Annotated in this window: 23 protein-coding genes; 14 read left to right on the top strand and 9 right to left on the bottom strand. The window is 70.1% G+C overall.

All coding sequences use genetic code 11. The features are described 5' to 3' along the window. Nucleotides 1-210: 210 nt before the first annotated feature. The 6 genes from iolC to OG798_RS08850 all read left to right on the top strand — a co-directional run bounded on the left by iolC (nucleotide 211) and on the right by OG798_RS08850 (nucleotide 7,331). On the top strand, nucleotides 211-1,182 hold the full coding sequence (gene iolC, locus OG798_RS08875) for a 5-dehydro-2-deoxygluconokinase (protein WP_121417145.1): 972 nt from the start codon (nucleotides 211-213) through the stop codon (nucleotides 1,180-1,182). Between the two features lie 29 nt (nucleotides 1,183-1,211). Next, nucleotides 1,212-2,090: a Cgl0159 family (beta/alpha)8-fold protein gene (locus OG798_RS08870; protein WP_095856389.1), complete on the top strand. Its 879-nt coding sequence runs from the start codon at nucleotides 1,212-1,214 to the stop codon at nucleotides 2,088-2,090. A gap of 67 nt (nucleotides 2,091-2,157) precedes the next feature. Next, nucleotides 2,158-3,042: a 5-deoxy-glucuronate isomerase gene (gene iolB, locus OG798_RS08865; protein ID WP_095856390.1), complete on the top strand. Its 885-nt coding sequence runs from the start codon at nucleotides 2,158-2,160 to the stop codon at nucleotides 3,040-3,042. Continuing rightward, the gene (gene iolD / locus OG798_RS08860; RefSeq protein ID WP_328756748.1) at nucleotides 3,042-4,913 is read left to right on the top strand and encodes a 3D-(3,5/4)-trihydroxycyclohexane-1,2-dione acylhydrolase (decyclizing); all 1,872 of its coding nucleotides are present in this window, start codon (nucleotides 3,042-3,044) and stop codon (nucleotides 4,911-4,913) included. Before iolB ends, iolD begins: the two co-directional genes overlap by 1 nt. Before the next feature lie 44 nt (nucleotides 4,914-4,957). Further along, a complete protein-coding gene (locus OG798_RS08855) occupies nucleotides 4,958-6,451 on the top strand; it encodes a CoA-acylating methylmalonate-semialdehyde dehydrogenase (protein ID WP_267060892.1) in 1,494 nt (497 codons plus the stop codon). A 136-nt stretch (nucleotides 6,452-6,587) separates the two neighbouring features. Then, nucleotides 6,588-7,331, top strand: a complete 744-nt coding sequence (locus OG798_RS08850; RefSeq protein ID WP_315904507.1) for a GntR family transcriptional regulator — start codon at nucleotides 6,588-6,590, stop codon at nucleotides 7,329-7,331. 48 nt (nucleotides 7,332-7,379) lie between these two features. On the opposite strand, the gene OG798_RS08845 is transcribed toward OG798_RS08850, so the two are convergent. Next, a complete protein-coding gene (locus tag OG798_RS08845) occupies nucleotides 7,380-8,822 on the bottom strand; it encodes an alginate lyase family protein (protein WP_267063765.1) in 1,443 nt (480 codons plus the stop codon). Nucleotides 8,823-8,987: 165 nt separating this feature from the next. Next, nucleotides 8,988-10,142, bottom strand: a complete 1,155-nt coding sequence (locus OG798_RS08840; protein ID WP_121417150.1) for a Gfo/Idh/MocA family protein — start codon at nucleotides 10,140-10,142, stop codon at nucleotides 8,988-8,990. A 127-nt stretch (nucleotides 10,143-10,269) separates the two neighbouring features. On the opposite strand from OG798_RS08840, the gene OG798_RS08835 reads away from it, so the two are divergent. Next, the gene (locus OG798_RS08835; RefSeq protein ID WP_121417151.1) at nucleotides 10,270-11,271 is read left to right on the top strand and encodes a LacI family DNA-binding transcriptional regulator; all 1,002 of its coding nucleotides are present in this window, start codon (nucleotides 10,270-10,272) and stop codon (nucleotides 11,269-11,271) included. Nucleotides 11,272-11,398: 127 nt separating this feature from the next. On the opposite strand, the gene OG798_RS08830 is transcribed toward OG798_RS08835, so the two are convergent. Together OG798_RS08830 and OG798_RS08825 are read right to left on the bottom strand one after the other, a co-directional pair. Continuing rightward, nucleotides 11,399-12,028 (bottom strand): TetR/AcrR family transcriptional regulator, encoded by a 630-nt coding sequence (locus tag OG798_RS08830; RefSeq protein WP_267060890.1) that lies wholly within the window; start codon nucleotides 12,026-12,028, stop codon nucleotides 11,399-11,401. A gap of 5 nt (nucleotides 12,029-12,033) precedes the next feature. After that, nucleotides 12,034-12,729 carry a type 1 glutamine amidotransferase domain-containing protein gene (locus OG798_RS08825; RefSeq protein ID WP_095858304.1) on the bottom strand — a complete coding sequence of 232 codons (696 nt, stop codon included), beginning with the start codon at nucleotides 12,727-12,729 and terminating at the stop codon, nucleotides 12,034-12,036. Between the two features lie 238 nt (nucleotides 12,730-12,967). On the opposite strand from OG798_RS08825, the gene OG798_RS08820 reads away from it, so the two are divergent. Then, nucleotides 12,968-13,369 (top strand): nuclear transport factor 2 family protein, encoded by a 402-nt coding sequence (locus OG798_RS08820; RefSeq protein WP_095856396.1) that lies wholly within the window; start codon nucleotides 12,968-12,970, stop codon nucleotides 13,367-13,369. Here OG798_RS08820 and OG798_RS08815 read toward each other — a convergent pair. After that, a complete protein-coding gene (locus tag OG798_RS08815; RefSeq protein ID WP_147474228.1) occupies nucleotides 13,366-13,653 on the bottom strand; it encodes a DUF6479 family protein in 288 nt (95 codons plus the stop codon). The genes OG798_RS08820 and OG798_RS08815 overlap by 4 nt on opposite strands. 114 nt (nucleotides 13,654-13,767) lie before the next feature. Between OG798_RS08815 and OG798_RS08810 the strand changes: the two genes are divergently transcribed. Both OG798_RS08810 and OG798_RS08805 read left to right on the top strand, forming a co-directional pair. Further along, nucleotides 13,768-14,148, top strand: a complete 381-nt coding sequence (locus tag OG798_RS08810; protein ID WP_097226732.1) for a four-helix bundle copper-binding protein — start codon at nucleotides 13,768-13,770, stop codon at nucleotides 14,146-14,148. Between the two features lie 476 nt (nucleotides 14,149-14,624). Then, on the top strand, nucleotides 14,625-15,803 hold the full coding sequence (locus tag OG798_RS08805) for an acyl-CoA dehydrogenase family protein (RefSeq protein WP_267060889.1): 1,179 nt from the start codon (nucleotides 14,625-14,627) through the stop codon (nucleotides 15,801-15,803). Nucleotides 15,804-16,309: 506 nt separating this feature from the next. Here OG798_RS08805 and OG798_RS08800 read toward each other — a convergent pair. Together OG798_RS08800 and OG798_RS08795 are read right to left on the bottom strand one after the other, a co-directional pair. Next, complete coding sequence (locus tag OG798_RS08800; RefSeq protein ID WP_267060888.1) at nucleotides 16,310-16,843, bottom strand: hypothetical protein; 534 nt, start codon at nucleotides 16,841-16,843, stop codon at nucleotides 16,310-16,312. A gap of 4 nt (nucleotides 16,844-16,847) precedes the next feature. After that, a complete protein-coding gene (locus OG798_RS08795) occupies nucleotides 16,848-17,606 on the bottom strand; it encodes a hypothetical protein (protein WP_328756747.1) in 759 nt (252 codons plus the stop codon). 165 nt (nucleotides 17,607-17,771) lie between these two features. On the opposite strand from OG798_RS08795, the gene OG798_RS08790 reads away from it, so the two are divergent. The 3 genes from OG798_RS08790 (at nucleotide 17,772) to OG798_RS08780 (ending at nucleotide 20,746) form a co-directional block, all read left to right on the top strand. Beyond that, nucleotides 17,772-18,806, top strand: a complete 1,035-nt coding sequence (locus OG798_RS08790) for a transposase domain-containing protein (protein WP_328756746.1) — start codon at nucleotides 17,772-17,774, stop codon at nucleotides 18,804-18,806. Nucleotides 18,807-18,842: 36 nt separating this feature from the next. Then, nucleotides 18,843-19,409, top strand: coding sequence for a hypothetical protein (locus OG798_RS08785; protein WP_328756745.1), 567 nt, complete (start codon nucleotides 18,843-18,845; stop codon nucleotides 19,407-19,409). Nucleotides 19,410-19,508: 99 nt separating this feature from the next. Next, a protein-coding gene (locus OG798_RS08780; RefSeq protein ID WP_328760004.1) for an IS3 family transposase occupies nucleotides 19,509-20,746 on the top strand; the annotation gives its coding sequence in 2 pieces (ribosomal slippage) (nucleotides 19,509-19,836 and nucleotides 19,836-20,746; 1,239 coding nt in all). Here OG798_RS08780 and OG798_RS08775 read toward each other — a convergent pair. After that, complete coding sequence (locus OG798_RS08775; protein WP_267060883.1) at nucleotides 20,730-20,969, bottom strand: GrpB family protein; 240 nt, start codon at nucleotides 20,967-20,969, stop codon at nucleotides 20,730-20,732. The two genes, OG798_RS08780 and OG798_RS08775, sit on opposite strands and share 17 nt — an antisense overlap. A 170-nt stretch (nucleotides 20,970-21,139) precedes the next feature. Next, a complete protein-coding gene (locus OG798_RS08770; RefSeq protein WP_168500014.1) occupies nucleotides 21,140-22,129 on the bottom strand; it encodes a carbohydrate kinase family protein in 990 nt (329 codons plus the stop codon). 351 nt (nucleotides 22,130-22,480) lie between these two features. Between OG798_RS08770 and OG798_RS08765 the strand changes: the two genes are divergently transcribed. After that, the gene (locus OG798_RS08765; protein ID WP_328756744.1) at nucleotides 22,481-23,479 is read left to right on the top strand and encodes an aldo/keto reductase family protein; all 999 of its coding nucleotides are present in this window, start codon (nucleotides 22,481-22,483) and stop codon (nucleotides 23,477-23,479) included. Nucleotides 23,480-23,690: the final 211 nt, after the last annotated feature.

Genomic DNA, 23,690 nt, shown 5'->3' with positions numbered 1-23,690 from the left:
CGTCCGGGTCGATGTGGGTGACGCGGCTGCTTCGTTGGGACGGGATACAAGTCCCTTACGCACCCCCCTGTCAATACTTTGTTAAGACATCATTTCCTGAGCAGGTCCGAATGTCAGTACAAAGTCTTGACAGGGGAGGGCCGTGGGTCCTACACCTAAGAGGCACCGGGCGCCCCGTTGCCCGCATCCCACGCATCAGGAGCGTCACGCATGCCTGAGTCCGCTGAATCCTTCGACGCCGAATCCCTCGACGTCATCACCATGGGACGCATCGGCGTCGATCTGTATCCCCTGCAGACGGGTGTGCCGCTCGCGCAGGTCGAGTCCTTCGGGAAGTTCCTCGGCGGCTCGGCGGCCAACGTCGCGGTGGCCGCCGCACGCCTGGGCCGGTCCACCGCGGTGATCACCCGCACCGGACAGGACCCCTTCGGTACCTATCTCCACCAGGCGCTGGGGGAGTTCGGCGTCGACGACCGCTGGGTCACACCCGTCGACGCCTACCCCACGCCGATCACGTTCTGCGAGATCTTCCCGCCGGACGACTTCCCGCTCTACTTCTACCGGCGGCCCAAGGCACCCGACCTGGAGATCCGGACCGACGAGCTGGACTTCTTCGCGATCCGCGCGGCCCGCATCTTCTGGATCACCGGCACCGGCCTGAGCGAGGAGCCCAGCCGCTCCGCCACGCTCGCCGCGCTGAAGGCGCGCGCCAAGTCCGGCACCACCGTCTTCGACCTCGACTGGCGGCCCATGTTCTGGTCCGACCCGGACGAGGCGCGCCCGTACTACGCCGAGGCGCTGCGGCACTCCACCGTCGCCGTCGGCAACCTCGACGAGTGCGAGATCGCCACCGGCGTACGCGAACCCCGCGCCTGCGCCGAGGCCCTGCTGGCGGCCGGTGTGGAACTCGCCGTCGTCAAACAGGGCCCCAAGGGAGTCCTGGCCGTCCACCGCGACGGCACCGTCGCCGAGGTCCCGCCGGTCCCGGTGGAGGTCGTCAACGGCCTCGGCGCCGGAGACGCGTTCGGCGGCTCGCTCTGTCACGGGCTGCTGTCCGGCTGGGAGCTGGAGAAGACCATCCGGTACGCCAACGCGGCCGGCGCGCTCGTCGCCTCCCGTCTCGCCTGCTCCTCCGCGATGCCCACCGAGTCCGAGGTCGAGGGCCTCCTCGCGCGCGGCTGACTGCCGCCACCCCCTGAACGGAGCCTGTCTTGAGCATCAGCATCCCCGACCTCGCCACGGTGCGCGCCCGGCATCCGGAGGCCATCGCCGAAGCGGCCGCCCGCCGGGTCCGCCGCCCGCTGATCGGCGACAGCGGCCGCCTGATGATCGTGGCCGCGGACCACCCCGCGCGCGGCGCGCTCGGCGTCGGCGGGCACCGCCTGGCCATGGCCAACCGCGCCGACCTCCTCGAACGACTCTGCGTCGCGCTGGCCCGGCCCGGGGTGGACGGGGTGCTCGCCACCGCCGACATCCTGGAGGACCTGCTGCTCCTGGGCGTTCTGGAGAACAAGGTCGTGATGGGCTCCATGAACCGCGGCGGCCTGTCCGGCGCGTGCTTCGAGATGGACGACCGCTTCACCGGCCACCGCGCCGAGGACATCGAGCGGCTGCGCTTCGACGCCGGAAAGCTGCTGGTGCGCATCGACTACGACGACCCGGGCTCCCTGGAGACCCTGCACACCACCGCGCGCGCCATCGACGACATGGCCGCCCGCCGACTGCCGCTGTTCGTCGAGCCGTTCATATCCCGCCGGGTGGACGGCAAGGTCCGCAACGACCTGAGCGCCGAGGCCGTCACCCGGTCCATCGCCATCGCCTCCGGCCTCGGTGGCACCTCGGCCTACACCTGGCTCAAGCTCCCCGTCACCGACGACCCCGACGACATGGCCGGGGTGCTGGAGGCCTCCACCCTGCCCGCCGTCCTGCTCGGCGGTGAGGTCGGCGGCGACCAGGAGGGCGCGTACGAGAGATGGCGCAAGGCCCTGCGGCTGCCCACCGTCCAGGGCATGGTCGTGGGCCGCTCGCTGCTCTACCCCGCCGAGGGCAGCGTGGAGACCGCGGTGGACACCGCGGTCGGCCTGCTCTGACTCCCACCCGCGCCGACTCGCCGCCTCCCGAAGGCCCGCTCTGATTCCCGTAGAGGAGCCCCTCCCGATGACCACCACGCACCATCTGCCCGCGGGCAAGGCCGCTGCCGACGTCTACGCCGTGGACGTCACTCCCGAGTCGGCCGACTGGGGCCACTCCAGCCTGCGGGTGCTCGAACTGCCCGCCGGTGGCTGGCACACCTTCGACACCGGCGACAGCGAGTGGATCGTGCTCCCGCTCTCGGGCGGCTGCACCGTCGCGGTCGGCGGCGACACGTTCCGGCTCACCGGGCGCGAGAGCGTCTTCAGCGGGGTGAGCGACTTCGCGTACGTGCCCCGCGACGCCCAGGTCTCGATCGCCTCGCGCGAGGGCGGCCGGTTCGCGCTCACCGGCGCCCGCTGCTCCCGCCGGCTGCCTGCCCGCTACGGGCCCGCCTCCGCCGTCCCCGTCGAACTGCGCGGCACCGGCTCCTGCTCCCGCCAGGTCAACAACTTCGGCGCCGCAGGGGTCTTCGAGTGCGACAAGCTGATCGCCGTCGAGGTGATCACCCCCGGTGGCAACTGGTCCTCCTTCCCGCCGCACAAGCACGACGAGCACCGGCCCGGCGAGGAGTCCGAACTCGAGGAGATCTACTACTTCGAGTTCGCCCCCCACGAGGGCACACCCGGCCTCGGCTACCAGCGCGTCTCGCCCTCGGGTCGCGGCGCCCACACCGATGTGCTGGCCGAGGTGCGCGACGGCGACGTCGTCCTCATCCCCGACGGCTGGCACGGACCGTCCATGGCCGTGCCCGGCCACGACATGTACTACCTCAACGTCATGGCGGGCCCCGGCACCGACCGCGCCTGGCTGATCTGCGACCACCCCGACCACGCCTGGATCCGCGACACCTGGCCGGAGCGGCCGGTCGACCCCCGCCTGCCCCTCTACACCGCCCCCGAGAGGTCCTGATGAGCACCACCACCCGTCGCCTGACGACAGCCCAGGCGCTGGTGCGCTTCCTGTCCGCGCAGTACAGCGAGCGCGACGGCGTGCGCCACCGGCTGATCGCCGGCACCTGGGGCATCTTCGGCCACGGCAATGTGGCGGGCATCGGCCAGGCACTCCTGGAGGCCGGCGAGGACACCATGCCCTTCCACCAGGGCCGCAACGAACAGTCCATGGTGCACGCGGCGGTCGGCTACGCCCGCCAGCTCAACCGCCTCTCCGCGCAGGCCGTGACCACGTCCATCGGCCCCGGCGCCACCAACCTCGTCACCGGCGCCGCCCTCGCGACGATCAACCGCCTGCCCGTACTGCTGCTGCCCGGCGACTACTTCGCGACCCGCTCCGCCGACCCGCTGCTCCAGCAGCTGGAACACCCCGTCGAAGCGGACGTCTCCGTCAACGACACACTGCGCCCGGTCTCCCGCTACTTCGACCGGATCACCCGCCCGGAGATGCTGATCCCGGCCGCGCTGAACGCGATGCGGGTGCTGGCCGACCCGGCCGACACCGGTGCCGTCACCCTCGCCCTGCCGCAGGACGTGCAGGCGGAGGCGTACGACTGGCCGGAGGAGTTCTTCGCCGAGCGCGTCTGGCGCGTACGCAGGCCCGCCCCCGATCCCTTGGAACTCGCCGAGGCCGTACGGGCGATCCGCGCCGCCGAGCGCCCCCTGATCGTCGCCGGCGGGGGAGTGCACCACAGCGAGGCCGAGGCGGCGCTCAAGGCCCTGGTCGACGCCACCGGCATCCCGGTCGCCTCCACCCAGGCGGGCAAGGGCTCCCTGCGTCACGACCACCCCGCCGACCTCGGCGGCATCGGCCACACCGGCACCGCGGTCAGCGACGACATCGCCCGCACCGCCGACCTGATCGTCGGGGTCGGCACCCGCTACACCGACTTCACCACCGCCTCGAACACGCTGTTCCAGCAGCCGGGCGTGCGGTTCGTCAACCTCAACATCACCGCCTTCGACGCCCACAAGCTCGCCGCCCGGCCGCTGGTCGCGGACGCGCGGACGGGGCTCGAGGCGCTGACGGAGGGGCTGTCCGGCCACCGGGTCGACGCGGCGTACGAGGCCGAGTACCGCGCGGGCAAGGCGCGTTGGGAGGAGGTCGTCGAGGCCGCCTACCGGGCGGAGGACTCCGCCGTGCCCACCCAGACGCAGGTCCTCGGCGCCCTGGACGCCGTCGTCGGCGACGACGACGTGGTCATCAACGCGGCCGGCTCGCTCCCCGGTGACCTGCACAAGCTGTGGCGGGCCCGCGGCCCGCGCCAGTACCACCTGGAGTACGGCTACTCCTGCATGGGCTACGAGATCCCGGCCGGCATCGGCGTCCAGCAGGCCGCCCCCGGCACGCCCGTCTGGTCGCTGGTCGGCGACGGCACCTATCTGATGATGCCCACCGAGATCGTCACCGCCGTCCAGGAGGGCCTGCCCGTCAACCTGGTCCTGATCCAGAACCACGGTTACGCCTCCATCGGCGGCCTCTCCGAGGAGGTCGGAGGCGAGCGCTTCGGCACCGCCTACCGCTACCGTGCCGCCGACGGCACGTTCTCCGGAGCCCCGCTCCCGGTGGACCTCGCCGCCAACGCCGCGAGCCTCGGCATGGACGTCATCCGCGCCAAGACCGTACGGGAACTGCGGGACGCCCTGACCGCGGCACGCGCCTCGGACCGGCCCACCTGCGTGTACGTCGAGACCGACCCGACGCCCACCGCACCGCCCGCCGAGGCCTGGTGGGACGTACCCGTCGCCGAAGTCGCCTCCCGCGACGCCGCGTCGAGCGCCCGTGCGCGGTACGACGGCCACGCCGCCGACCGCCGCCGCCACCTCTGATCCCGACCTCTTCGCCTGCCCCGCCACCGAAAGGCCCCCGCACCATGAAGACCATCACCCACTGGATCGGCGGCAAGCCCGTCGAGTCCGCCTCCGGACGCTTCGGCCCCGTCTACAACCCGGCCACCGGCGCCCAGGAGAAGCAGGTCGGCCTCGCCTCGGTCGACGAGGTGGACGCCGCCGTCGCCAACGCCAAGTCGGCGTACGAGAGCTGGGGCAGCGCCTCGCTCGCCAAGCGCACGGCGATCCTCTTCAAGTACCGCGAACTGCTCGACGCGCACCGCGACGAGATCGCCGAGCTGATCACCGCCGAGCACGGCAAGGTGCACTCGGACGCGCTCGGCGAGGTCGCTCGCGGCATGGAGATCGTCGAACTGGCCTGCGGCATCGCCGACAAGCTCAAGGGCGAGCTGTCCACGCAGGTCTCGACCCGGGTCGACGTCGCCTCGATCCGGCAGCCGCTGGGCGTCGTCGCCGGCATCACGCCGTTCAACTTCCCGGCCATGGTGCCGATGTGGATGTTCCCGCTCGCCATCGCCTGCGGCAACGCCTTCGTGCTCAAGCCGAGCGAGAAGGACCCGTCGGCCTCCTTCCGGCTCGCCGAGCTGGCCTCCGAGGCCGGACTGCCGGACGGTGTGCTGAACATCGTGCAGGGCGACAAGGTCGCGGTGGACCGTCTCCTGGAGCACCCGGACGTCGTCGCGGTCTCCTTCGTCGGTTCCACGCCCATCGCCAAGTACATCCAGCTCAAGGGCGTCGAGCACGACAAGCGTGTACAGGCCCTCGGCGGTGCCAAGAACCACATGCTCGTCCTGCCCGACGCCGACCTGGACTTCGCCGCCGACCAGGCGATCAACGCCGCCTACGGCTCGGCCGGCGAGCGCTGCATGGCGGTCTCGGTCGTGGTCGCGGTCGGCGACACCGGCGACGAGCTGGTCGGCAAGATCGCCGAGCGGGCGAAGAACCTGCGCATCGGCCCCGGCGACGACCCCGCCTCCGAGATGGGCCCGCTGATCACGTGCGAGCACCGCGACAAGGTGGCCTCGTACGTCGCCGGCGCGGCGGCCCAGGGCGCCGAGGTCGTCGTCGACGGCACCGGCTACTCCGTCGACGGCCACGAGGACGGCTTCTTCCTCGGTGTCTCGCTGCTCGACAAGGTCCCGGTGACGGCGGACGCCTACAAGGACGAGATCTTCGGCCCGGTGCTGTGCGTGGTGCGCGCCGACACCTACGACGACGCCATCAAGCTCATCAACGCCTCCCGCTGGGGCAACGGCACCGCGATCTTCACCCGGGACGGTGGCGCCGCCCGCCGCTTCCAGCTGGAGGTCCAGGCGGGCATGGTCGGCATCAACGTGCCGATCCCGGTGCCCGTCGGCTACCACTCCTTCGGCGGCTGGAAGGACTCCCTCTTCGGCGACCTGCACATCTACGGCAACGACGGCATCGCCTTCTACACCCAGGGCAAGGTGATCACCACGCGCTGGCCCGACCCGGCCGACGCGGGCATCAACCTCGGCTTCCCCAGCCACTCCTGACTCGCAGTGGCGGCCGGTGCGGGGACAGATCTCCTCGGTTCCCGCACCGGCCGTCCTCAGGACCGACCGTCAGGACGATGCGATGGCAAGGGTTCCCGTCCGCCGGACCGCCCGGACCCCACGAGCAGCGGCCGCGATGCCCGTGGGCCTGGACTTCGCGCTGGACCGCAACAGCCCCGTACCGCTCTACTACCAGCTCGCGCGACAGCTGGAGGCCGCGATCGAGCGCGGTGTGCTGAGCCCGGGCAGCCTGCTGGGCAACGAGGTCGAGCTCGCGGGCCGCCTCGGCCTGTCCCGCCCCACCGTCCGGCAGGGCATCCAGACCCTGGTCGACAAGGGGTTCCTGGTCCGCCGCCGGGGCGTGGGCACCCAGGTGGTGCACAGCCAGGTCAAGCGCCCGCTGGAGCTCAGCAGCCTCTACGACGACCTGGAGAACGCCGGACAGCGCCCCACGACGCAGGTGCTGCACAACGCGGTCGAGCCTGCGTCCGCCGAGGTCGCGGCCGCCCTGGGCATCGCGGAGGGCGGCGCGGTGCACCGTGTGGAGCGGCTGCGCCTCACCCACGACCGGCCCGTGGCGGCCCTGTGCAACTACATTCCGGAAGGGCTGCTGGACGTCGACACCGCCCGGCTGGAGTCGACCGGCCTCTACCGCATGATGCGTGCCGTCGGCATCACCCTGCACAGCGCACGCCAGTCCGTGGGCGCCCGCTCCGCCACGGCGGAGGAGGCCGAGCGGCTGGACGAACCGGCGGGCGCCGCCCTGCTCACCATGCAGCGCACGGCCTACGACGACACCGGCCGCGCGGTCGAGTACGGCACTCACATCTACCGCTCCTCGCGGTACGCCTTCGAGTTCCAGTTGCTGCTCCGTACCTGAGCGCGCCGCGACCGATGGGCGGGCGCCCGCCCGTCACCCGCCCGCCCGTCACTCCCCGGTGTCGCGGCGGGCCCGGTCGCGGCGGCGCAGCAGGAGGAAGCCGCCCGCGAGGGCGGCGACGCCGGTGGCGGCGGTCCAGGCCGGCAGGTCGGAGGAACCGGTGGCGGCCAGGTCGCCGCCCTTCCCGCCGAGGGGGCTCGCGGAGGAGGAGGGCGTGGCGGACGCGGCGCCGGAGGGTGACGTACCGGACCCACTCGCGGTGGGCGTCGGCGACGCCGTCGCCTCGGCGGCGGTGGCCCGGGGCCGGGTGAACGCCAGCGTGCCGAAGCCGAGTTGGTCGTAGCCGCCGCTGTTGGGGCCGTAGTCCCCACCGCCGCCCTCGGGCGCGAAGCGTGCCGCGATCTTCGTGAGGTGCGGCGCGTCCAGTCCCCGGCGCCTGGTGTAGTGGTTGGCGATCATGGCCCAGATCGGCCGGGCCATGGCCGGGTCGACGGCGGCCGCCGCGGACGCGGTCTCCGAGCCCGACCAGATGCCGGGTGCGCCCTTCTTCCGGGTGTACGAGGTGTAGGGCACGTCTCCGCCCAGGCTCCACTTGGCGACGTACTGGGCACCCTTGAGGAAGCGGCTGTCGTCGTAGCCGTACAGGTCGATGCCCTGGTTCCAGGCCATCTCGCAGATGGTGCCCATCAGGCCGACGCCCAGCAGGGCATGACCCTGGTCGCGGCCGGCCTCGACCCACTCGGCGAGGCCGTCGGCGTACACGACCGGGATGGCGTTCTTGACGGAGCCCATCCCCGCGCCGTGCTTGAAGTACTCGACGGCGCGGTCGACCTTCGCCCGGTCGTCGCACAGGATGCCGATGGCCAGGACGGAGGCGATGTTCGTCAGGTCCCAGTTGGCCCAGTAGTTGGTGATGTAGGAGCCGTTGTGGTGCGCGAGGAAGTCCTCGCTCAACGGGTGGAAGACGTCGAGCATCATCTTCTGGAACCGGGCCAGTTCGAAGCCGTCGTGGCCGCGGACGAGCTCGGCGGCATTGGCGAACTGGTAGCCGTAGAGACCCGAGGCGAGGAACCGGTCGGCGCTGCCGTCGAGCCTCGTCAGCCTGGCCGACCAGGCGTTGAGGATGTCGCGGGCGGTGTCGGCGTACGCGGAGTCGCCCGTGATGTGCCAGCGCAGGGCGTTCTGGTAGGCGGCGTGGATGTCGTTGTAGAGCGTGGCGTAGTTCTCGGGAGTGCCGGAGCCGCGGTACACGGTCGCCTGGGGGTTGGCCGTCCAGGTGCTCTGGGCGTGCCGGTTGGCCGTCAGCCTGGCGAAGCCGGCCGTGTAGGTCTCCGCGCCGGCCTTCACCTGGGTCGCCATACGGTGCAGATCGGCCCGGGTGTGCAGCATCCCGGGGTGCGCGAAGGCACCGTCCGCCGCCGTTGCCGGGGCCGCCGCGAGGGCGGTACCGGCCACGGTGGCGCCCGCGGCGACCCCGGCGATCTTCAGCATGTTCCGGCGACTGATGTGTGCTGTCACTGACGTGGTTCCTTAGCGCTCGGTGCCCGGGGATGCCTGCGCACAGGAGACGCCGTGGAACGCGGCCGATAACAGAAAGTCGTCCAGAGGCCTTTCTCCATGGCGGCGATGACCGATCCGGCCATCGCGCCCGCCCCGTCATGCCAGAGGCACCCACGCTCCCCGCTCGGCGGAGCGAGCCATCGCGTCCAGCGCGGCCGCGCTGTGCACCGCGTCGGCCAGCGTCGCGCCGTACGGGGTGTTCTCGGCGATCGACCGCAGGAAGTGGTGGGCCTCGATGACCTTGAGATCGTCGTAGCTCATGCTGTTCGCGGAACCCGGCTGGAAGGCCGCGTACTCGCCGTCCCCGGGGCCGACGTACACCGTGCTGACGGGCTGGTCCTGGTACGACGTACCCCTGCTGACGCCCAGTTCGCCCATGCGCCGGAAGTCCCAGAGGACCGCGCCCTTGGTGCCGTGCACCTCGAAGCCGTAGTTGTTCTGCTCGCCGACCGAGACCCGGCAGGCCTCCAGGACGCCCCGCGCGCCGGAGGCGAAGCGCAGCAGACAGTTGACGTAGTCCTCGTTCTCCACCGGGCCGAGTTCGCCGCCCGTCGCGCGGGTGTGACCGGCGGTGGCGCCGGTCGGGCGGGCCCGGCGAGGCAGGAAGATCGCGGTGTCGGCGGTCAGTGCCTCGATCTCGCCGAGCAGGAAGCGCGCCAGGTCGACGCCGTGCGAGGCCAGGTCGCCGAGGACGCCGCTGCCGCCGCGCTCCCGCTCGTAGCGCCAGGTCAGAGCGCCCTCGGGATGGGCCGCGTAGTCGCTGAACAGCCGGATGCGGACATGGGTGACGGTGCCGATCTCGCCGGAGGCGATCAGTTCGCGGGCGGCGGCGACGGCGGGCGCGCCCCGGTAGTTGAACCCGACCGTGCCCTGGACCCCGGCCTTGGTGACCGCGTCCGACACGGCCCGGGCGTCCTCGGCGGTCAGTCCCACCGGCTTCTCGATCCAGATGTGCTTGCCCGCCTCGGCCATGGCGAGGCCGATCTCGCGGTGCAGGAAGTTCGGCGCGGCGATGCTCACCGCCTGGACCCGGGGATCGGCGGCCACCTCGCGCCAGTCGCGGTGGGCGGCGGCGAAGCCGTACTGGGCCGCGGCCTCCTCCGCCCGGCCCGGCACCTCGTCGGCGACGGCGACCAGTTCGGGCCGCAGGGACAGCCCGGGGAAGTGGTGGGGCACGCGGGCGTACGCCTGGGTGTGCACCCGTCCCATCCAGCCGAACCCCACGACGGCAACGCCGAGCGTACGCACCATGACTGCCCCTCTTTGGACCGGTCCAACGACTTCCTGGCTCACAGTGAAGGTCGCTGCAGTGCGTGTCAAGACCTTTGACAAGCTCGCCCGCCGTATGGAACGGTCCAGGAATGGAGCCACGCAGACCATGAGAGCACCGACGATTCGCGACGTCGCCGAGCGGGCCGGAGTGTCGAAGTCGCTGGTCTCCCTCGTGCTGCGCGGCTCCGACCAGGTCCGTGACGAGAAGCGGCAGGCCGTGCTGGCCGCTGTCGAGGAGCTCGGCTACCGGCCCAACGCCGCGGCGCGCAGCCTCAGCGAGCGGCGCACCCGTACGGTCGGGGTGCTCCTCAACGACATGCGCAACCCCTGGTTCGTGGAGCTGCTGGACGGTCTGAACTCCCGGCTGCACGACTCGGGCCTGCACATGCTGCTCGCCGACGGCCATCTCAACCGGCGTCTGGGCGAGGACCTCACCCGTACCTTCGTGGACCTGCGTGTCGACGGTCTGATCGCCGTCGGCACCCTGCCGGCCGCCGAGGCGCTGCGGACGGCGGCCGGGCAGATTCCCACCGTGGTCGCGGGCGCCCGGGAGCCCGAGCTGCCCGGTGTCGACGTCGTCGCCAACGACGACGAGCGCGGCGCCCGTCTGGCCACCGAGCATCTCATCGGCTTCGGACACCGCCGGATCGCGCACATCGCGGGGCGGGGGGTGGTCGGTGAGCTGCGCCGCCGTAGCTTCGAGGCGGTCATGCGCGAGCACGGACTGGCCGCGGAGGCGGTCGTGGAGCAGGGCGACCTGACCGAGGAAGGCGGCTACCGTGCCACGGTCCGGCTGCTCAGCGCACGCGAACGGCCCACCGCCGTCTTCGCGTTCAACGACATCGCCTGCGTCGGCGCCCTCTCGGCCGCCGAGGAACTTGGCCTCCAGGTGCCGCGCGACCTCTCCCTCGTCGGGTACGACAACACCTACCTCTCCCGGCTGCGGCACCTGTGGCTCACCACCGTGGACAGCGCCGGCCATGACGTCGGCCGCCGCGCCGCGCAGTGTCTGCTCGACCGGATCGCCGACCCCGCCCGCCCGGGCGAGGTCGTCCTCACCGCCCCTGCCCTCGAGGTCCGCGGCACGACGGCGCCCGTGCGGGGTTAGGGCCCCTTCGGTCTCCTGCTCTCCGACGCGAGTACCTCCGCACCGGGGGGACTTGGCGATCGCGCCGGTCAGCCACGAACCGCACCGGGGGCCGCCTGCACGGATACGAACCACACTTCGTGCCCGCCTACACGGACACCGCGCTCCGGCCGGACTCGGGCCGCGCCGACCCACACGGTCCCACCGGGGAGCCGCTGCATGTCCGGACCCGGCCGCCGAGCAGGCCGGTCAGGAGGGCGTCGGTGGCCGGGGCCAGCAGATGCCGACTGTTGGGGGACGACTCCAGGCCGACGACCAGGGCCAGACAGATGTCGGCGGCCTCGGCGGGCTCGACACCGGTCGGGGCGGCCGCCTCGGCGAAGAGGCTGATCAGCAGGCGCCGCAACTCCCCGACGAACGCGTGGCAGATGTCCCCGAACAACCGGGCCTTCTCGTCGAGGAGTTCGGCCGTGTGCGGGGAGTCGCCGGCCAGCTGGAGCACCAGGTCGAGCTTGGCGGCCAGCACGCCCCGGACGCGCTCGGCGTGCGGGGCGCCGCACTCGGCGGCCGCCTCCCGGGCCCGGCCGAGCGCCCGCTCGTGCAGATGCCCGGCGAGCAGACGGAAGACGTCGTCCTTGCCGCGGACGTACTGGTAGACCGCCGACCGGGACACGCCCATCGTGGAGGCGATGTCGTCCATCGTTGTGCGCCGTACGCCGTACCTGGTCAGGCAGTCGTAGGCGGCGTCGAGGACCTCATCGAGCCGGTCGGTGGCCATGAGGGTCAGGCCAGCTTCTTCAGTAGCTCGACGGCCAGAGGGGCAGAGGACGCCGGGTTCTGGCCGGTGACCAGGTTGCGGTCGACGACCACCTTGGGGGCCCACGGCTCGCCCTCCTGGAAGTCGACGCCCACCTCGACGAGCCGGTCCTGGAGCAGCCACTTCGCCTTGTCGGCGAGACCGGCCTGCGTCTCCTCGGCGTTGGTGAAACCGGAGACCCGGTAGCCCGCGAAGGCGTTGGTGCCGTCCTCCTTCGTCGCGGCGAGCAGCGCGGCCGGGCCGTGGCACACCACACCGAGCGGCTTGCCCGACTCCAGCGCGAGGGTGAGCAGCCGGCCGGAGTCCGCGTCGACCGCCAGGTCCTCCATCGGTCCGTGGCCGCCGGGGTAGAAGACGGCCGCGTAGTCGGCGAGGTCGACCTCCGCCAGCTTGATCGGCCGCTGGAGCGCGGTCATCGACGCGAGGGCGCCCGCGATGCGGTCGGCGGCCTCCTGGCCACCGTTGACCTCGGGAGCCAGGCTCCCCTTGTCCACGGTCGGCACGACGCCGCCCGGCGTGGCGACGACGACCTCGTGGCCCGCGGCCTCGAACGCCTCGTACGGGGCGACGGCCTCCTCGGCCCAGAACCCGCTCGGGTGGCGGGTGCCGTCGGCGAGCGTCCAGTGGTCGACGCCGGTGATCACGAAGAGAATCTTCGACATGGTGCGTTTCTCCGAGGGTGCGAGGGGTTGTTGCCGGTAGTTCCTGTCGTACGCCCTGACGCTCTGGACCCAGAGCGTCAGGGCGGTGATGTCCTCGACGGTATGCGGCTCTGACATAGGTGACCAATAGGAACGGTGGCCAGAGCCATAGGAATTCCAATGTCTGGACGTCGGGCACCACCCCAACTACTCTGTTCGTAACCTAATCAATTAGTTGAGTGAGAGAGGTGGGGCTCGGATGCACCCCTTCCGGAAGGCCGTAGAAGCGGGCGACCTCGCCGCGATCGAGGAGATGCTGGCCGACGACGTGGTGTTCACCAGCCCCGTCGCCTTCAAGCCGTACCCGGGGAAGGCCATCACCGCGGCCATCCTGCGCGGCGTCTCCCGTGTCTTCACCGACTTCCGCTACGTACGCGAGATCGCCGGTGCCGACGGTCGCGACCACGCGCTCGTCTTCACCGCGAAGGTGGGCGACAAGGAGCTCAACGGCTGCGACTTCCTGCACTTCGACGAGGACGGCAGGATCGACGACCTGATGGTGATGGTCCGCCCGCTCTCGGCGGCCCACGCGCTCTCCGAGGCGATGGGTGCCCAGTTCGAGCGGATCTCACGCGAGGCGGCGGAGGCGATGGGCGGCTAGGAGCCGTTCGTTCGCTTCAACTCGTGGGGTGTCAATCGGTGCTCGCTCGGGGGCAGTTCGTTGGGCTCGCGGTGCTCCCTGACCTCGTGGACCGGGCCGCTGTCGGGCAGGCGAGGCTGTTCCTCCGGGCGGGGCGGGGGCGGTTGTTGTTGCCGCTTGCGGCGGCCCCACCAGACGACACCGATCAGCATCGCCACCAGCACGACGCCCACGGCGAGCGGCCCGATGATCAACAGACCCTGGGCCGCGGCGAGCACTGTCCCATCCGTATCCATGGCACTCATGCGTCCCCGGGTACCCAGAGCTGTCCGTGCAAACCGGTGGACGCTGGTCCGAAGAGCGGCCGCAGGGCCCTGAAGTGAGGGTTTGGCGGGTCTTCCCGTGGCTACCCGTCCGCGGTGACGACAATGACATCCCAGCAAGAACGCATTCGATTCCTCGAGGACCGCTTCGACTGTGCGCAGGCCTGCGCCGAGGCCGCCCGCGCCTGTGCGCTGCGGGCGAGCGCGGTGGATCCGGACGGGCCGAGGGAGCACGAACTCGTACGGCGCAAAGGCCTTCTCTGTGTGGAGGTGTGCGACGCGACCTGCCGTGTGCTGGCGGAGGAGGCCCGCCGGGACACGGCCGGCATCCGCCTCCAGGTCGAGTGGTGCCGTACCGTCTGCCGCGAGTGCGCGGACGTCTTCGACGAGCACCCGGGTGGGCAGGACAGCGCCAAGTCCTGCCGGGAGTGCGCCCAGGCCTGCACGGACTTCCTCGCCACCCTGAGCCGCGCCTGAGCACCACTTCGCAGGCGAGTACCGCCTCGTTGACGGACCGCCGCCGAGGTGCAGGTGATGGTCCGCATGCCATGTCCGCGTCGGGTTCGGGACGATCTCTCCTCCGCTGAGAACCTGGAAATCTACGTCACGGCGCTGCTCTCGCTGCCCCTGGCCGCGCTCGGCGCACTCGATGTGGCCGGCGGCAAGGTACTGGCCGCGGCCACCCTCGCGACGCTCGCCCCCGCCGTCGCAGGAGGGGACGCCGTGTTCACCCTGCGCCCCGCCGCGACGGGCACTGGTACCGGCACCTCCAGGCCGAGTTCGACCGTGTCCGGGAGTACGGCCGCCCGTTCGACACCTCGGACGGGTTCCGCGAATGAGTGTCCGCTGGAAGGTCACGGGTCGGGGCGTCGGCGTCATCGGCATTCACAATTTCTGAAACACGTTCTACGGTGTGCGCCGTCAGGTCCGGCCTTGGGGAGCCAGGAGGCGCCGTGCATCTCGAATACACGCCAGAGCAGCAGCGGCTGCGGACCGAACTGCGCGGCTACTTCGCCGAGTTGGTGCCCGATCACGCCTACGCCCGATACGGCGACCCGGCCGCCCAGAAACGGTTCTACCGCGAGACGATCCGGCGGCTCGGCAGGGACGGCTGGCTCGGGGTGGGCTGGCCCACGGAGTACGGCGGGCGCGGGCTGACCCCGATGGAGCAGTTCATCTTCTTCGACGAGGCCGCCCAGGCGGGCGTACCGCTGCCCCTGATGGCGCTGAACACCGTCGGCCCGACGATCATGCGGTTCGGCACCGCGGAGCAGAAGGAGTACTTCCTTCCAAGGATCCTCTCCGGCGAGATCGACTTCGCGATCGGCTACAGCGAGCCCGACGCGGGCACGGACCTGGCCGCGCTCAAGACCAAGGCCGTGCGGGACGGCGACACCTACGTCGTCAACGGGCAGAAGATCTGGACCACGAACGGCGACACCGCCGACTGGGTCTGGCTCGCCGTGCGCACCGACCCGGACGCCCCACCCCACAAGGGCATCACCATGCTCCTCGTGCCGACCTCCGACCCCGGCTATTCCTGCACCCTCATCAACACCCTCGCCTCCCACGACACCACCGCCAGCTACTACGAGAACATCCGCGTCCCCCTCTCGCGCCGGGTCGGCGAGGAGAACAAGGGCTGGCGGCTGATCACCAACCAGCTCAACCACGAACGCGTCACCCTCGCCGCTCACGGCACCATGGCGATCCGGGCCCTGCACGACGTCCAACGCTGGGCCATGGACACCAAGCTCGCCGACGGCCGCCGCGTCGCCGACCTCCCCTGGGTGCGCCGCCGCCTCGCCCAGACCCACACCAAACTTGACGCGATGAAACTCCTCAACTGGCAGATGGTGAACGCCGTCCAGGAGGGCACCCTCACCCCGCAGGACGCCTCCGCGGTCAAGGTGTACGGCTCCGAGGCCCGCCGGGACGCGTACGCCTGGCTCATGGAGGTCGTCGCCGCGCCCGGCGTCCTCAAGGAGGGCTCCACGGGCGCCGTCCTGCACGGCGAGCTGGAACGCGGCTACCGCTCGGCGGTGATCTTCACCTTCGGCGGCGGGAACAACGAGATCCAGCGCGAAATCATCTCGTGGATCGGACTGGGGATGCCGCGGGTCCGGCGTTAGCCTGATTGTGACGAGGATTTATAGTTGGCACAAAAGAGGGATAGTTGGGATCAAGATCACCGCATTTCTCAGAGGTGACGGCGCATCACTTCGACGCCTAGCTCGGGCCGCGTTCGATCGGTCCCGAGGGTACGGGACTCCAAGGTTCATGCCGCTGTCTGTGCCGATCGGTGGCTGCTGCCAGGCGAGGCTCATTTGCGCGCCAGCTTCCGCTCGTGCCGTGGCCACGAGGGTTGCGTAAGGGCCCGCGACGGTTGTGGCCTCGATCTGGAGCCATGCCTGGTGGAAGGCCATTCGTGCCAGCAGACTACTGGCCTCGTCGGTGAGTTGCTGTCGTATGGCGGACGAGGACTCGGGGCGGCGCCGTATGCGGTACGGCATCTCCAAGTATTCCTCGACCGCCGTCAGCGCTTCGGCGAAGGTCTTGGCCCGGTGTTCCCTTCGTACGGCCCGTTGGTTGAGGGCGTAGGTCAGGAAGGCGCCGAAAAGGGCGATGCACGGGACGATCAGCCCAGCGGTCTGGGCCCACGTCCAGCTGCTGTCCGTCGTTTGTGCCGCCGAGAAGACCTGCACACGTCGCTCCCCGGGATGCCGTGAGGGGCATCCTCCATCAGCCAATGGCCGCCCTGCTCACCGCCGGTGAGCCGCCAGTAGTGTTCGAGGAACAAGTGTGTGCGAACAATCTCGATGAGGTCCAGAAGCCCTTTGGAACTTGTCCACCGCTGCTCTGCCGGGTCGAGCGGATACCAGAGGCAGAGGGCGTCGTCGAACGAGTACCGGTGTTTCGAGAGGGCTCCGGGCCTGGCGCGGACCCGAGGGAAGTCCTCCGGCTTCTGGCCGTAGGTGGAGTAGGGCGGATCCTCGTAGAACCGGATTCGGACGTCGACCGGGTCGGGTTCGCCTATGACGTCGAGTCCGGTGAGTTCGTACGTCAGTGAGTCGCGACGGTAGGTGTGGCGGAGGGCGTCACCGAAGTGTTGCCGGGCGTCCCGTTCGAGTGGGGCCCACCAGATGGGCTGGGCCCCGTACCAGGCCAGCATGGCCTCAGTCTCCCCAGGCGCGGGTGGGGGTGACGAGTCCGGTAGCGAGCCCGAGTCCAGTGGCGGCCGTACCGCCCGAGCGGACGGTCCTCGCGAGACGATCGGCTTCCTCCTGCGTGCCGTCCGCGTCGGGCACGAGTTCTGGGAGGGCCTGGTGCAGCACGTGCTGCGCGCTGAGCGGGCGTCCGCCCTTCTCGTGTTCGATCGCGAGGTCGATGTGCTTCCGGGCCGTGCAGAGCCGCTTGTGCACGTCGGCGCGCGGCATGTTGAGAGGGATCGGGCCGGCCACACCGGCTGGGTCGGGTGTCGGGCCCATGTCGACCTCGTCCGCCGCGTGGGTGAAGAAGACCTGTAGCGCGTTGATCAGCGGCATGGGCTCGTCGAGGCAGTCGAGGCAGAGGGCCTTGATGTTCCAGGAGCACATGGGCTTGCTGTGGGTGCCGTTCCAGTGCTTCAGAAGCCGGACGACGCGGGCGAAGACGACGTTGGTGTCGTCGATGGCCTGGAGCACCATCCGGGTGTGGGTGACAGGGTCGGCACGGTCCCACTGGTCCGCGATCTTCGTGTTCGGGATGTACAGCCCACGGCCCGATGGGTGCGGGATCGCGGTCATCACGTCCGCCGTGAAGTCGGCCTGTCCAGGCGTGACCGGGTCGCCGAACCGGACGAGTACGGCCCGGCGGCGGCCGATGACCTCGATGGTGAGCTTCGGGAATTCGTCGCCGAGGTCCTCGCGGATCGTGTCGTGGACGATCTCCATCAAGGGCAGGGCGCTCTTCTTGCCCGGACCGTAGGGGGGCCCTGACCCAAGGCCGGGTAGTTGACGTTTTCCAGGTCACACAAGGGAGTTGAAGGATTCCCGACGCAGAGCAACGGAGCTCGTTGGTACAGGCAGTCGACCAAGACAGCTTGTCCCGAAGGAGCTCCGTTGCCCCGTCATTGTGTCCTGCCGTCTGCGCTGACGGCCATCACGCGTACGGTCACCGTGGCCGGGGGCCGGTTCGCTCCCGGGCATCTGGGAGAGCTGACGGCGATCGTGCCGTTCGAGCTCGTTGACGCGGTCTTGTCGGAGACGAGGACCGTGCAGCGGCGGCTGCGTGATCTGCCCTCGCGGGTGGGGGTCTACTTCCTGCTCGTGATGTGCTTGTTCCCCGAGGTCGGCTATCGGCTCGTCTGGGACAAGCTGACGGCTGGTCTGTCCGGGGTACCGGTGGTCTGCCCGTCGGCGAAGGCGTTGCGTGACCTGCGCCGGAGACTCGGCAGCGCGCCGGTTCGGGCGTTGTTCGACGTACTGGCCGGGCCGTTGGCCCGGCCGACGACGCCGGGAGTGCGGTTCGGGCCCTACCGGACGGTGTCCTTCGACGGCTGCAGTTCGCAGAGGGTCTCCGACTCCGATCGGAACCGGGCCTGGCTGGGGAGAACGTCTCATCACGGCTATCCGACGCTGGAGTTGATGACGCTGGTCGAGACCGGCACCCGGGGCCTGCTCGGTGCGGTGTTCGGCCCGACGGCCGAGGGCGAGACGAGCTACGCGGGCCGCCTGCTGCACCTATTGAGGCCGGACATGCTGGTGCTCTGGGACAGGGGATTCGACGGCAACGCCTTCCTCTCCGCCGTCACCAGCACCGGCGCCCAGTTCCTTGGACGGCTCCGCAGCAACCGGCGCACACCGGTTCTCACTCGACTCGTCGACGGCTCCTATCTGTCAGTCATCGGCACCGTGCGGGTGCGGGTCATCGATGCGCAGATCACCGTGACCTGCACCGACGGCTCTGTCTTCACCGGCTCTTACCGGCTGGCCACGACCCTGACCGATGCCCGCCGCTTCCCGGCGGCCGTGTTGGTGGATCTCTACCATCAGCGGTGGGAGCACGAATCAGCGTATTACGCGCTCCGCCACACGATCATGAACGGGCGCCTGTTGCGCTCGGGCGACCCCATCGGCATCGAGCAGGAGATGTAGTCGCTCCTTACGCTCTACCAGGCACTGCGGACCGTCATGGTCGACGCCGCCGAGTCCGTCCCTGGCACCGACCCCGATCGCTGCGGCTTCACCATCGCTGTCCAGGCCGCCCGTGACCAGGTCATCCAGGCCGCCGACGTCGTCACCACGACCGTCGAACCGGTCGGTCTCATCGGACGCCGGATCCTGTCCGGCCTGCTCCCGCCCCGGCGACAGCGGGTGAGTACCCGCAAGGTCAAAACACCGACCTCCCGCTACAACGGGCGATGCGACAGCGACGGCCGGCCCGATGCCAGCCGCACCGTCACCGACCTCGACGTCACCATCCTCGAACCCTCCGATCCGCTGCCCTCGCTGCCGACCGCCTCCAGGGATGATCGGCACACCGCCCCCGGCAAGCGCCGCCGACACCGAATCCTGGCCCTGCTCCAGGAAGACCCCACCCGCCTCTGGCAACCCCGCGACATCGCGACTCACTTCGGCGACGTCACCCTGGAAACCATGTATAGACAACTGAACCGCTGGGCCGCCAGCGGACTCATCCACAAGCTCGGCCCCGGCCTCTACGCCGCCACAGTGTGGTCACCAACTCCCCTTGCGTGACCTGCGAAAACGTTAACTACCCGGCCTTGGGGCCTCCCCTGAGTGGTGGACACGCTGATACTGGATCTGCTTGATCCGGAGGAAGCGAGAACACCGCCGATGGCGATGAAGGACTACTCGGACGAGTTCAAGGCCGATGCCGTGGCCCTGTACGAGTCCACACCCGGGGCGACCTGCAAGAGCATCGCCGCCGGCCTGGGCGTCAACCGGGCGACCCTGCGCGAGTGGGTGCTGCGGGACCGCGAACGCCGCGGTGTCACCGCCACGGCTGCAAAGCCGGCCGTCCAACCGGGGTCGGCGGTGCCCTCCGACGCTCCGGACGAGCGGATCCGGCAGTTGGAGGCCCGGGTGGCCGAGCTCGAGGCGAGTGAGCGGAAGCTCGCGACCGAGCGGGACATCCTCCGCAAGGCGGCCAAGTATTTCGCCAGAGAGACGAACTGGTGAGGAGCCGCTTCCAGTTCGTCGACGACCACCGGGACACCTACGAGGTGAAGCGGCTCTGCCACGTCCTGGACGTGAACCGGTCCAGCTACTACAAGTGGCTCGCCGGCGCCGAGGCCCGGGCCGCCCGGCAGCACAAGGACCGGATCCTGGCCGAGGAGATCCGCGAGATCCACGGCGAGTCCGGCGGCGCCTACGGCTCCCCGCGAGTGACCGCCGGGCTCCGCGAGAAAGGACGGCGGGTCAACGAAAAGCGGGTCGCCCGGATCATGCGGACGTTCTCGATCACCGGCATCCGCCTGCGCAGACGCGTGCGCACCACCGTCCCGGACCCGGCAGCCTCACCGGTTGCGGACCTCTTCCAGCGGGACTTCACCGCCGCCGATCCGGGACGGAAGTACATGGGCGACATCACGTATCTCCCGCTCGCCGGCGGGGAGTTCCTCTATCTCGCGACCGTGCTGGACTGCTTCAGCCGCAAGGTCGTCGGCTGGTCCATCGCCGACCACATGCGCACCGGCCTGGTCGCCGACGCGCTACGGATGGCAGCCTCGACCCGCGGCCGCCTCGACGGCGCCGTGTTCCACTCCGACCACGGGGCCCAATACGGATCCCGGGCCTTCGCCGGCCTCTGCGACCAGCTCGGGGTCACCCGCTCGATGGGCGCGGTCGGCACCAGCGCCGACAACGCGGCCTGCGAAAGCTTCCACGCCTCCCTGAAACGCGAGACCCTCCAGGGCGCCCACGACTATGGTGACGCCGCCACCTGCCGCCGGACCGTCTTCGCCTGGCTGACCCGCTACAACACCCGCCGCCGGCACTCCGCCAACGGCCACCTCAGCCCCAACGAATACGAACACCGACACCACACCGCTAAACTCACGCTCGCCGCGTGATCAATAACCGCGTGCCCACCTTCACGGGGGAAGGCCCCTCCTCGGACACCACAATGTCGAGGTCGATGATCGGTTTGGCGGCGCACCCGGGCGCGGCCGTACTGCCGACATGCTCGATGGACACAGCCAGATCCGCGACGTGAGGTGCCAATCGCTGCCGCAGTTCCTCGAACCGCTCGGACCATCGGGGGGCGTAGTCACTGACCACGATCATGCCAGTCATGTCGGCAGTCTCACAGGATCGCCGGGACCCTCGCATCCGGCGGAGATCCCTGGCTATCGCGTACCGAGCCGTAACGTCTGGCAGGGCGACGGCCCGTCCGGTTGTTCCGAGCGACGGATGGAAGGACGCCCGTTCCCGCAGTCATCGCGGCGGGAACAGGTATGCCGCGTTCAGGCATGTGGCAGTAGCCGTTCGATGCCGGTCTTCAGTGACGGTTCGCCTGCCCGGGGCGGGTTCGCGCCGGCGACGGAACAGGTCAGGGCTGCGACGCGGGCGGCGAAGGCGCAGGCTTCGGTGACGTCTTGGAGGCTCAGCCGGTCGAGCCGCCCGCCCAGGTGGCCAAGTGCGGCGAGTCGGTGCAGCAGGCCCGCGGTGAAGGAGTCGCCGGCGCCGACGGTGTCGACGACGTTGACGGCCGGAGCCGGGACGGTGACGCGAAGGCCGTCGAGGGAAGCGAGCGCGCCGCGTGAGCCGAGGGTGATGACGACGAGGCGTGCGCCGGCGGCGTGCCAGGTGTCGCAAGCCTCTTCAGGGCTGGCGCCAGGGAGGAGCAGGGCGAGGTCGTCCTCGCTGAGGCGGAGGATGTCGGCGAGGGCACACCAGCGTGGGAGCCGTTCGCGGTAGGCGGAGGGCGGTACGAGCAGGGGTCGGACGTTGGGGTCGATGGACACGGTGACGTGCTCGTGTGCCTTGGCGAGGTGGTCCTCGATGCGGCTGCCGCCGGGTTGGCGTATCAGTGCCAGGGAGCCGGTGTGCAGGCAGACGGTGCCGTCGTGTTGGGTGGCGGAGAGTTCGTCGGCGGTCCACTGCCAGTCGGCGGTGCTGTCGGCGTGGAAGGTGTAGGTGGCCTGGCCGGTCTCGTCGAGGGTGGCGACGGCGAGGGTGCTGGGCTCGGGGGCGGTCACGCTGCCGCTCAGGTCGACGCCGGAGTCGCTGAGGCGGCTGCGGAAGAGCGTGCCGAAGACGTCGTGGGAGAGCCGCCCGAGGAAGCGCGTGGGAGTACCGAGCCGGGCAAGGGCGACGGCGGTGTTGGCGGGGCCGCCACCGGGCAGGGCGCGCAGGGCGAGTTCGCTCGGGCCGGACAGGGCGGGGTCGGTGAAGGCGTCGGCGACGCACTCACCGAGGACGGTGACACCGCTGGGGGACTCGAGTCGAGCCATGGGACGGTCTGCCTCTCTGGGAAAGCGCGCGGGACTGCCGCGGTCCGCGCATGGGCTTTGGTGGCCGGTGCCAGGCGGCCCGGGCGTACGTACGGGCGAAGGGACACCGCACGGTGGCCTAATGCAGCCCATGCCTAGGTATTGACATGCCGTGCGAAACGCCCGTAACTTCCTGGCAACCTACCACTAACGCGCGTTATTAAAGCGCGAAACTAGAGGCCATGTCGCGCCTCCTGTGGCTTACAGGACACGAGAAGTAGCCACGGGCGAGACACGCCGTGTGGTCATGAGTGAGGGTGCGGGTGCCTCGCTGGCCACGGTCTCCTACGTCTCCAGAAAGGAACACCGAGCATGGAGCATCGCCATCTGGGCGGCAGCGGCATGCTGGTCAGCGCCATCGCCTACGGGAACTGGGTCACCCATGGCTCGCAGGTCGATCAGGACGCGGCCACGGCCTGTGTACGCGCCGCTCTCGACGCCGGCATCACCACCTTCGACACCGCCGACGTGTACGCGGAGACCCGGGCGGAGGAGGCACTGGGCGCCGCCCTCAAGGGCGTGCGCCGTGAGGGTGTCGAGATCTGCACCAAGGTCTACTTCCCGACCGGCCCGGGCAAGAACGACCGCGGCCTGTCCCGCAAGCACATCATGGAGTCGATCAACGGCTCGCTGCGCCGCCTGGGCACGGACTACGTGGACCTCTACCAGGCTCACCGCTACGACTACGCCACTCCACTCGAGGAGACGATGGAGGCCCTGGCCGATGTCGTCCACTCGGGCAAGGCGCACTACATCGGCGTCTCGGAGTGGAAGCCGCAAGAGATCAGGGCCGCGGCGCAGCTGGCCCGGGAGCTGAAGATCCGTCTGGTCTCCAACCAGCCGCAGTACTCCCTGCTGTGGCGTGTGATCGAGCCGGAGATCGTCCCCGTCTGCCAGGAGCTGGGCATCGGCCAGATCGTGTGGTCCCCGCTCGCCCAGGGCGTACTGACCGGCAAGTACAAGCCGGGAGCGCAACCGCCGTCCGGGTCCCGTGGCACCGACACGAACGGTGGCAGCGACGCGGTGGCCGGATGGCTGCGCGACGAGGTCCTCGCCCGGGTCCAGGAACTGGTTCCGCTCGCTGCCGAAGCTGACATGTCGCTGGCGACCCTGAGCCTGGCGTGGGTGCTGCGCAACACGAATGTCTCCGCGGCCATCGTCGGAGCATCCCGCCCCGAGCAGATCGCTGAGAACGCCAAGGCGGCGGACGTCACGCTGGACAACGCGTTGGTCAAGCGCGTCGACGAGATCCTCGATCCCGTCATGGAGCGCGACCCCGAGCGCGTCGACGTGTTCACCAAGCGACCCTGAGCCGCATCCCTCGGCGCGCTCGCCGGTGAGTCACAGCCATGCCGTGACCTTGGCCGTCTCGCGCGATGTCGCTGGCACCGAGGAGGCGTCTGGTTTCCATCCCTCTTCGTTACCGGCGATGTATTGACATGCCGCATAAGGCGGCCGTAACTTCCCAGCAACACTGAAGTAACGCGCGTTATTAAAGCGCGAAACCGGAGGAGCCACAGCG

Origin of the sequence: Streptomyces sp. NBC_00271 (assembly GCF_036178845.1) — a bacterium.
In the GTDB taxonomy this organism is placed as follows: Bacteria; Actinomycetota; Actinomycetes; order Streptomycetales; family Streptomycetaceae; genus Streptomyces.
This window is presented reverse-complemented; position numbering and strand designations above follow the sequence as displayed.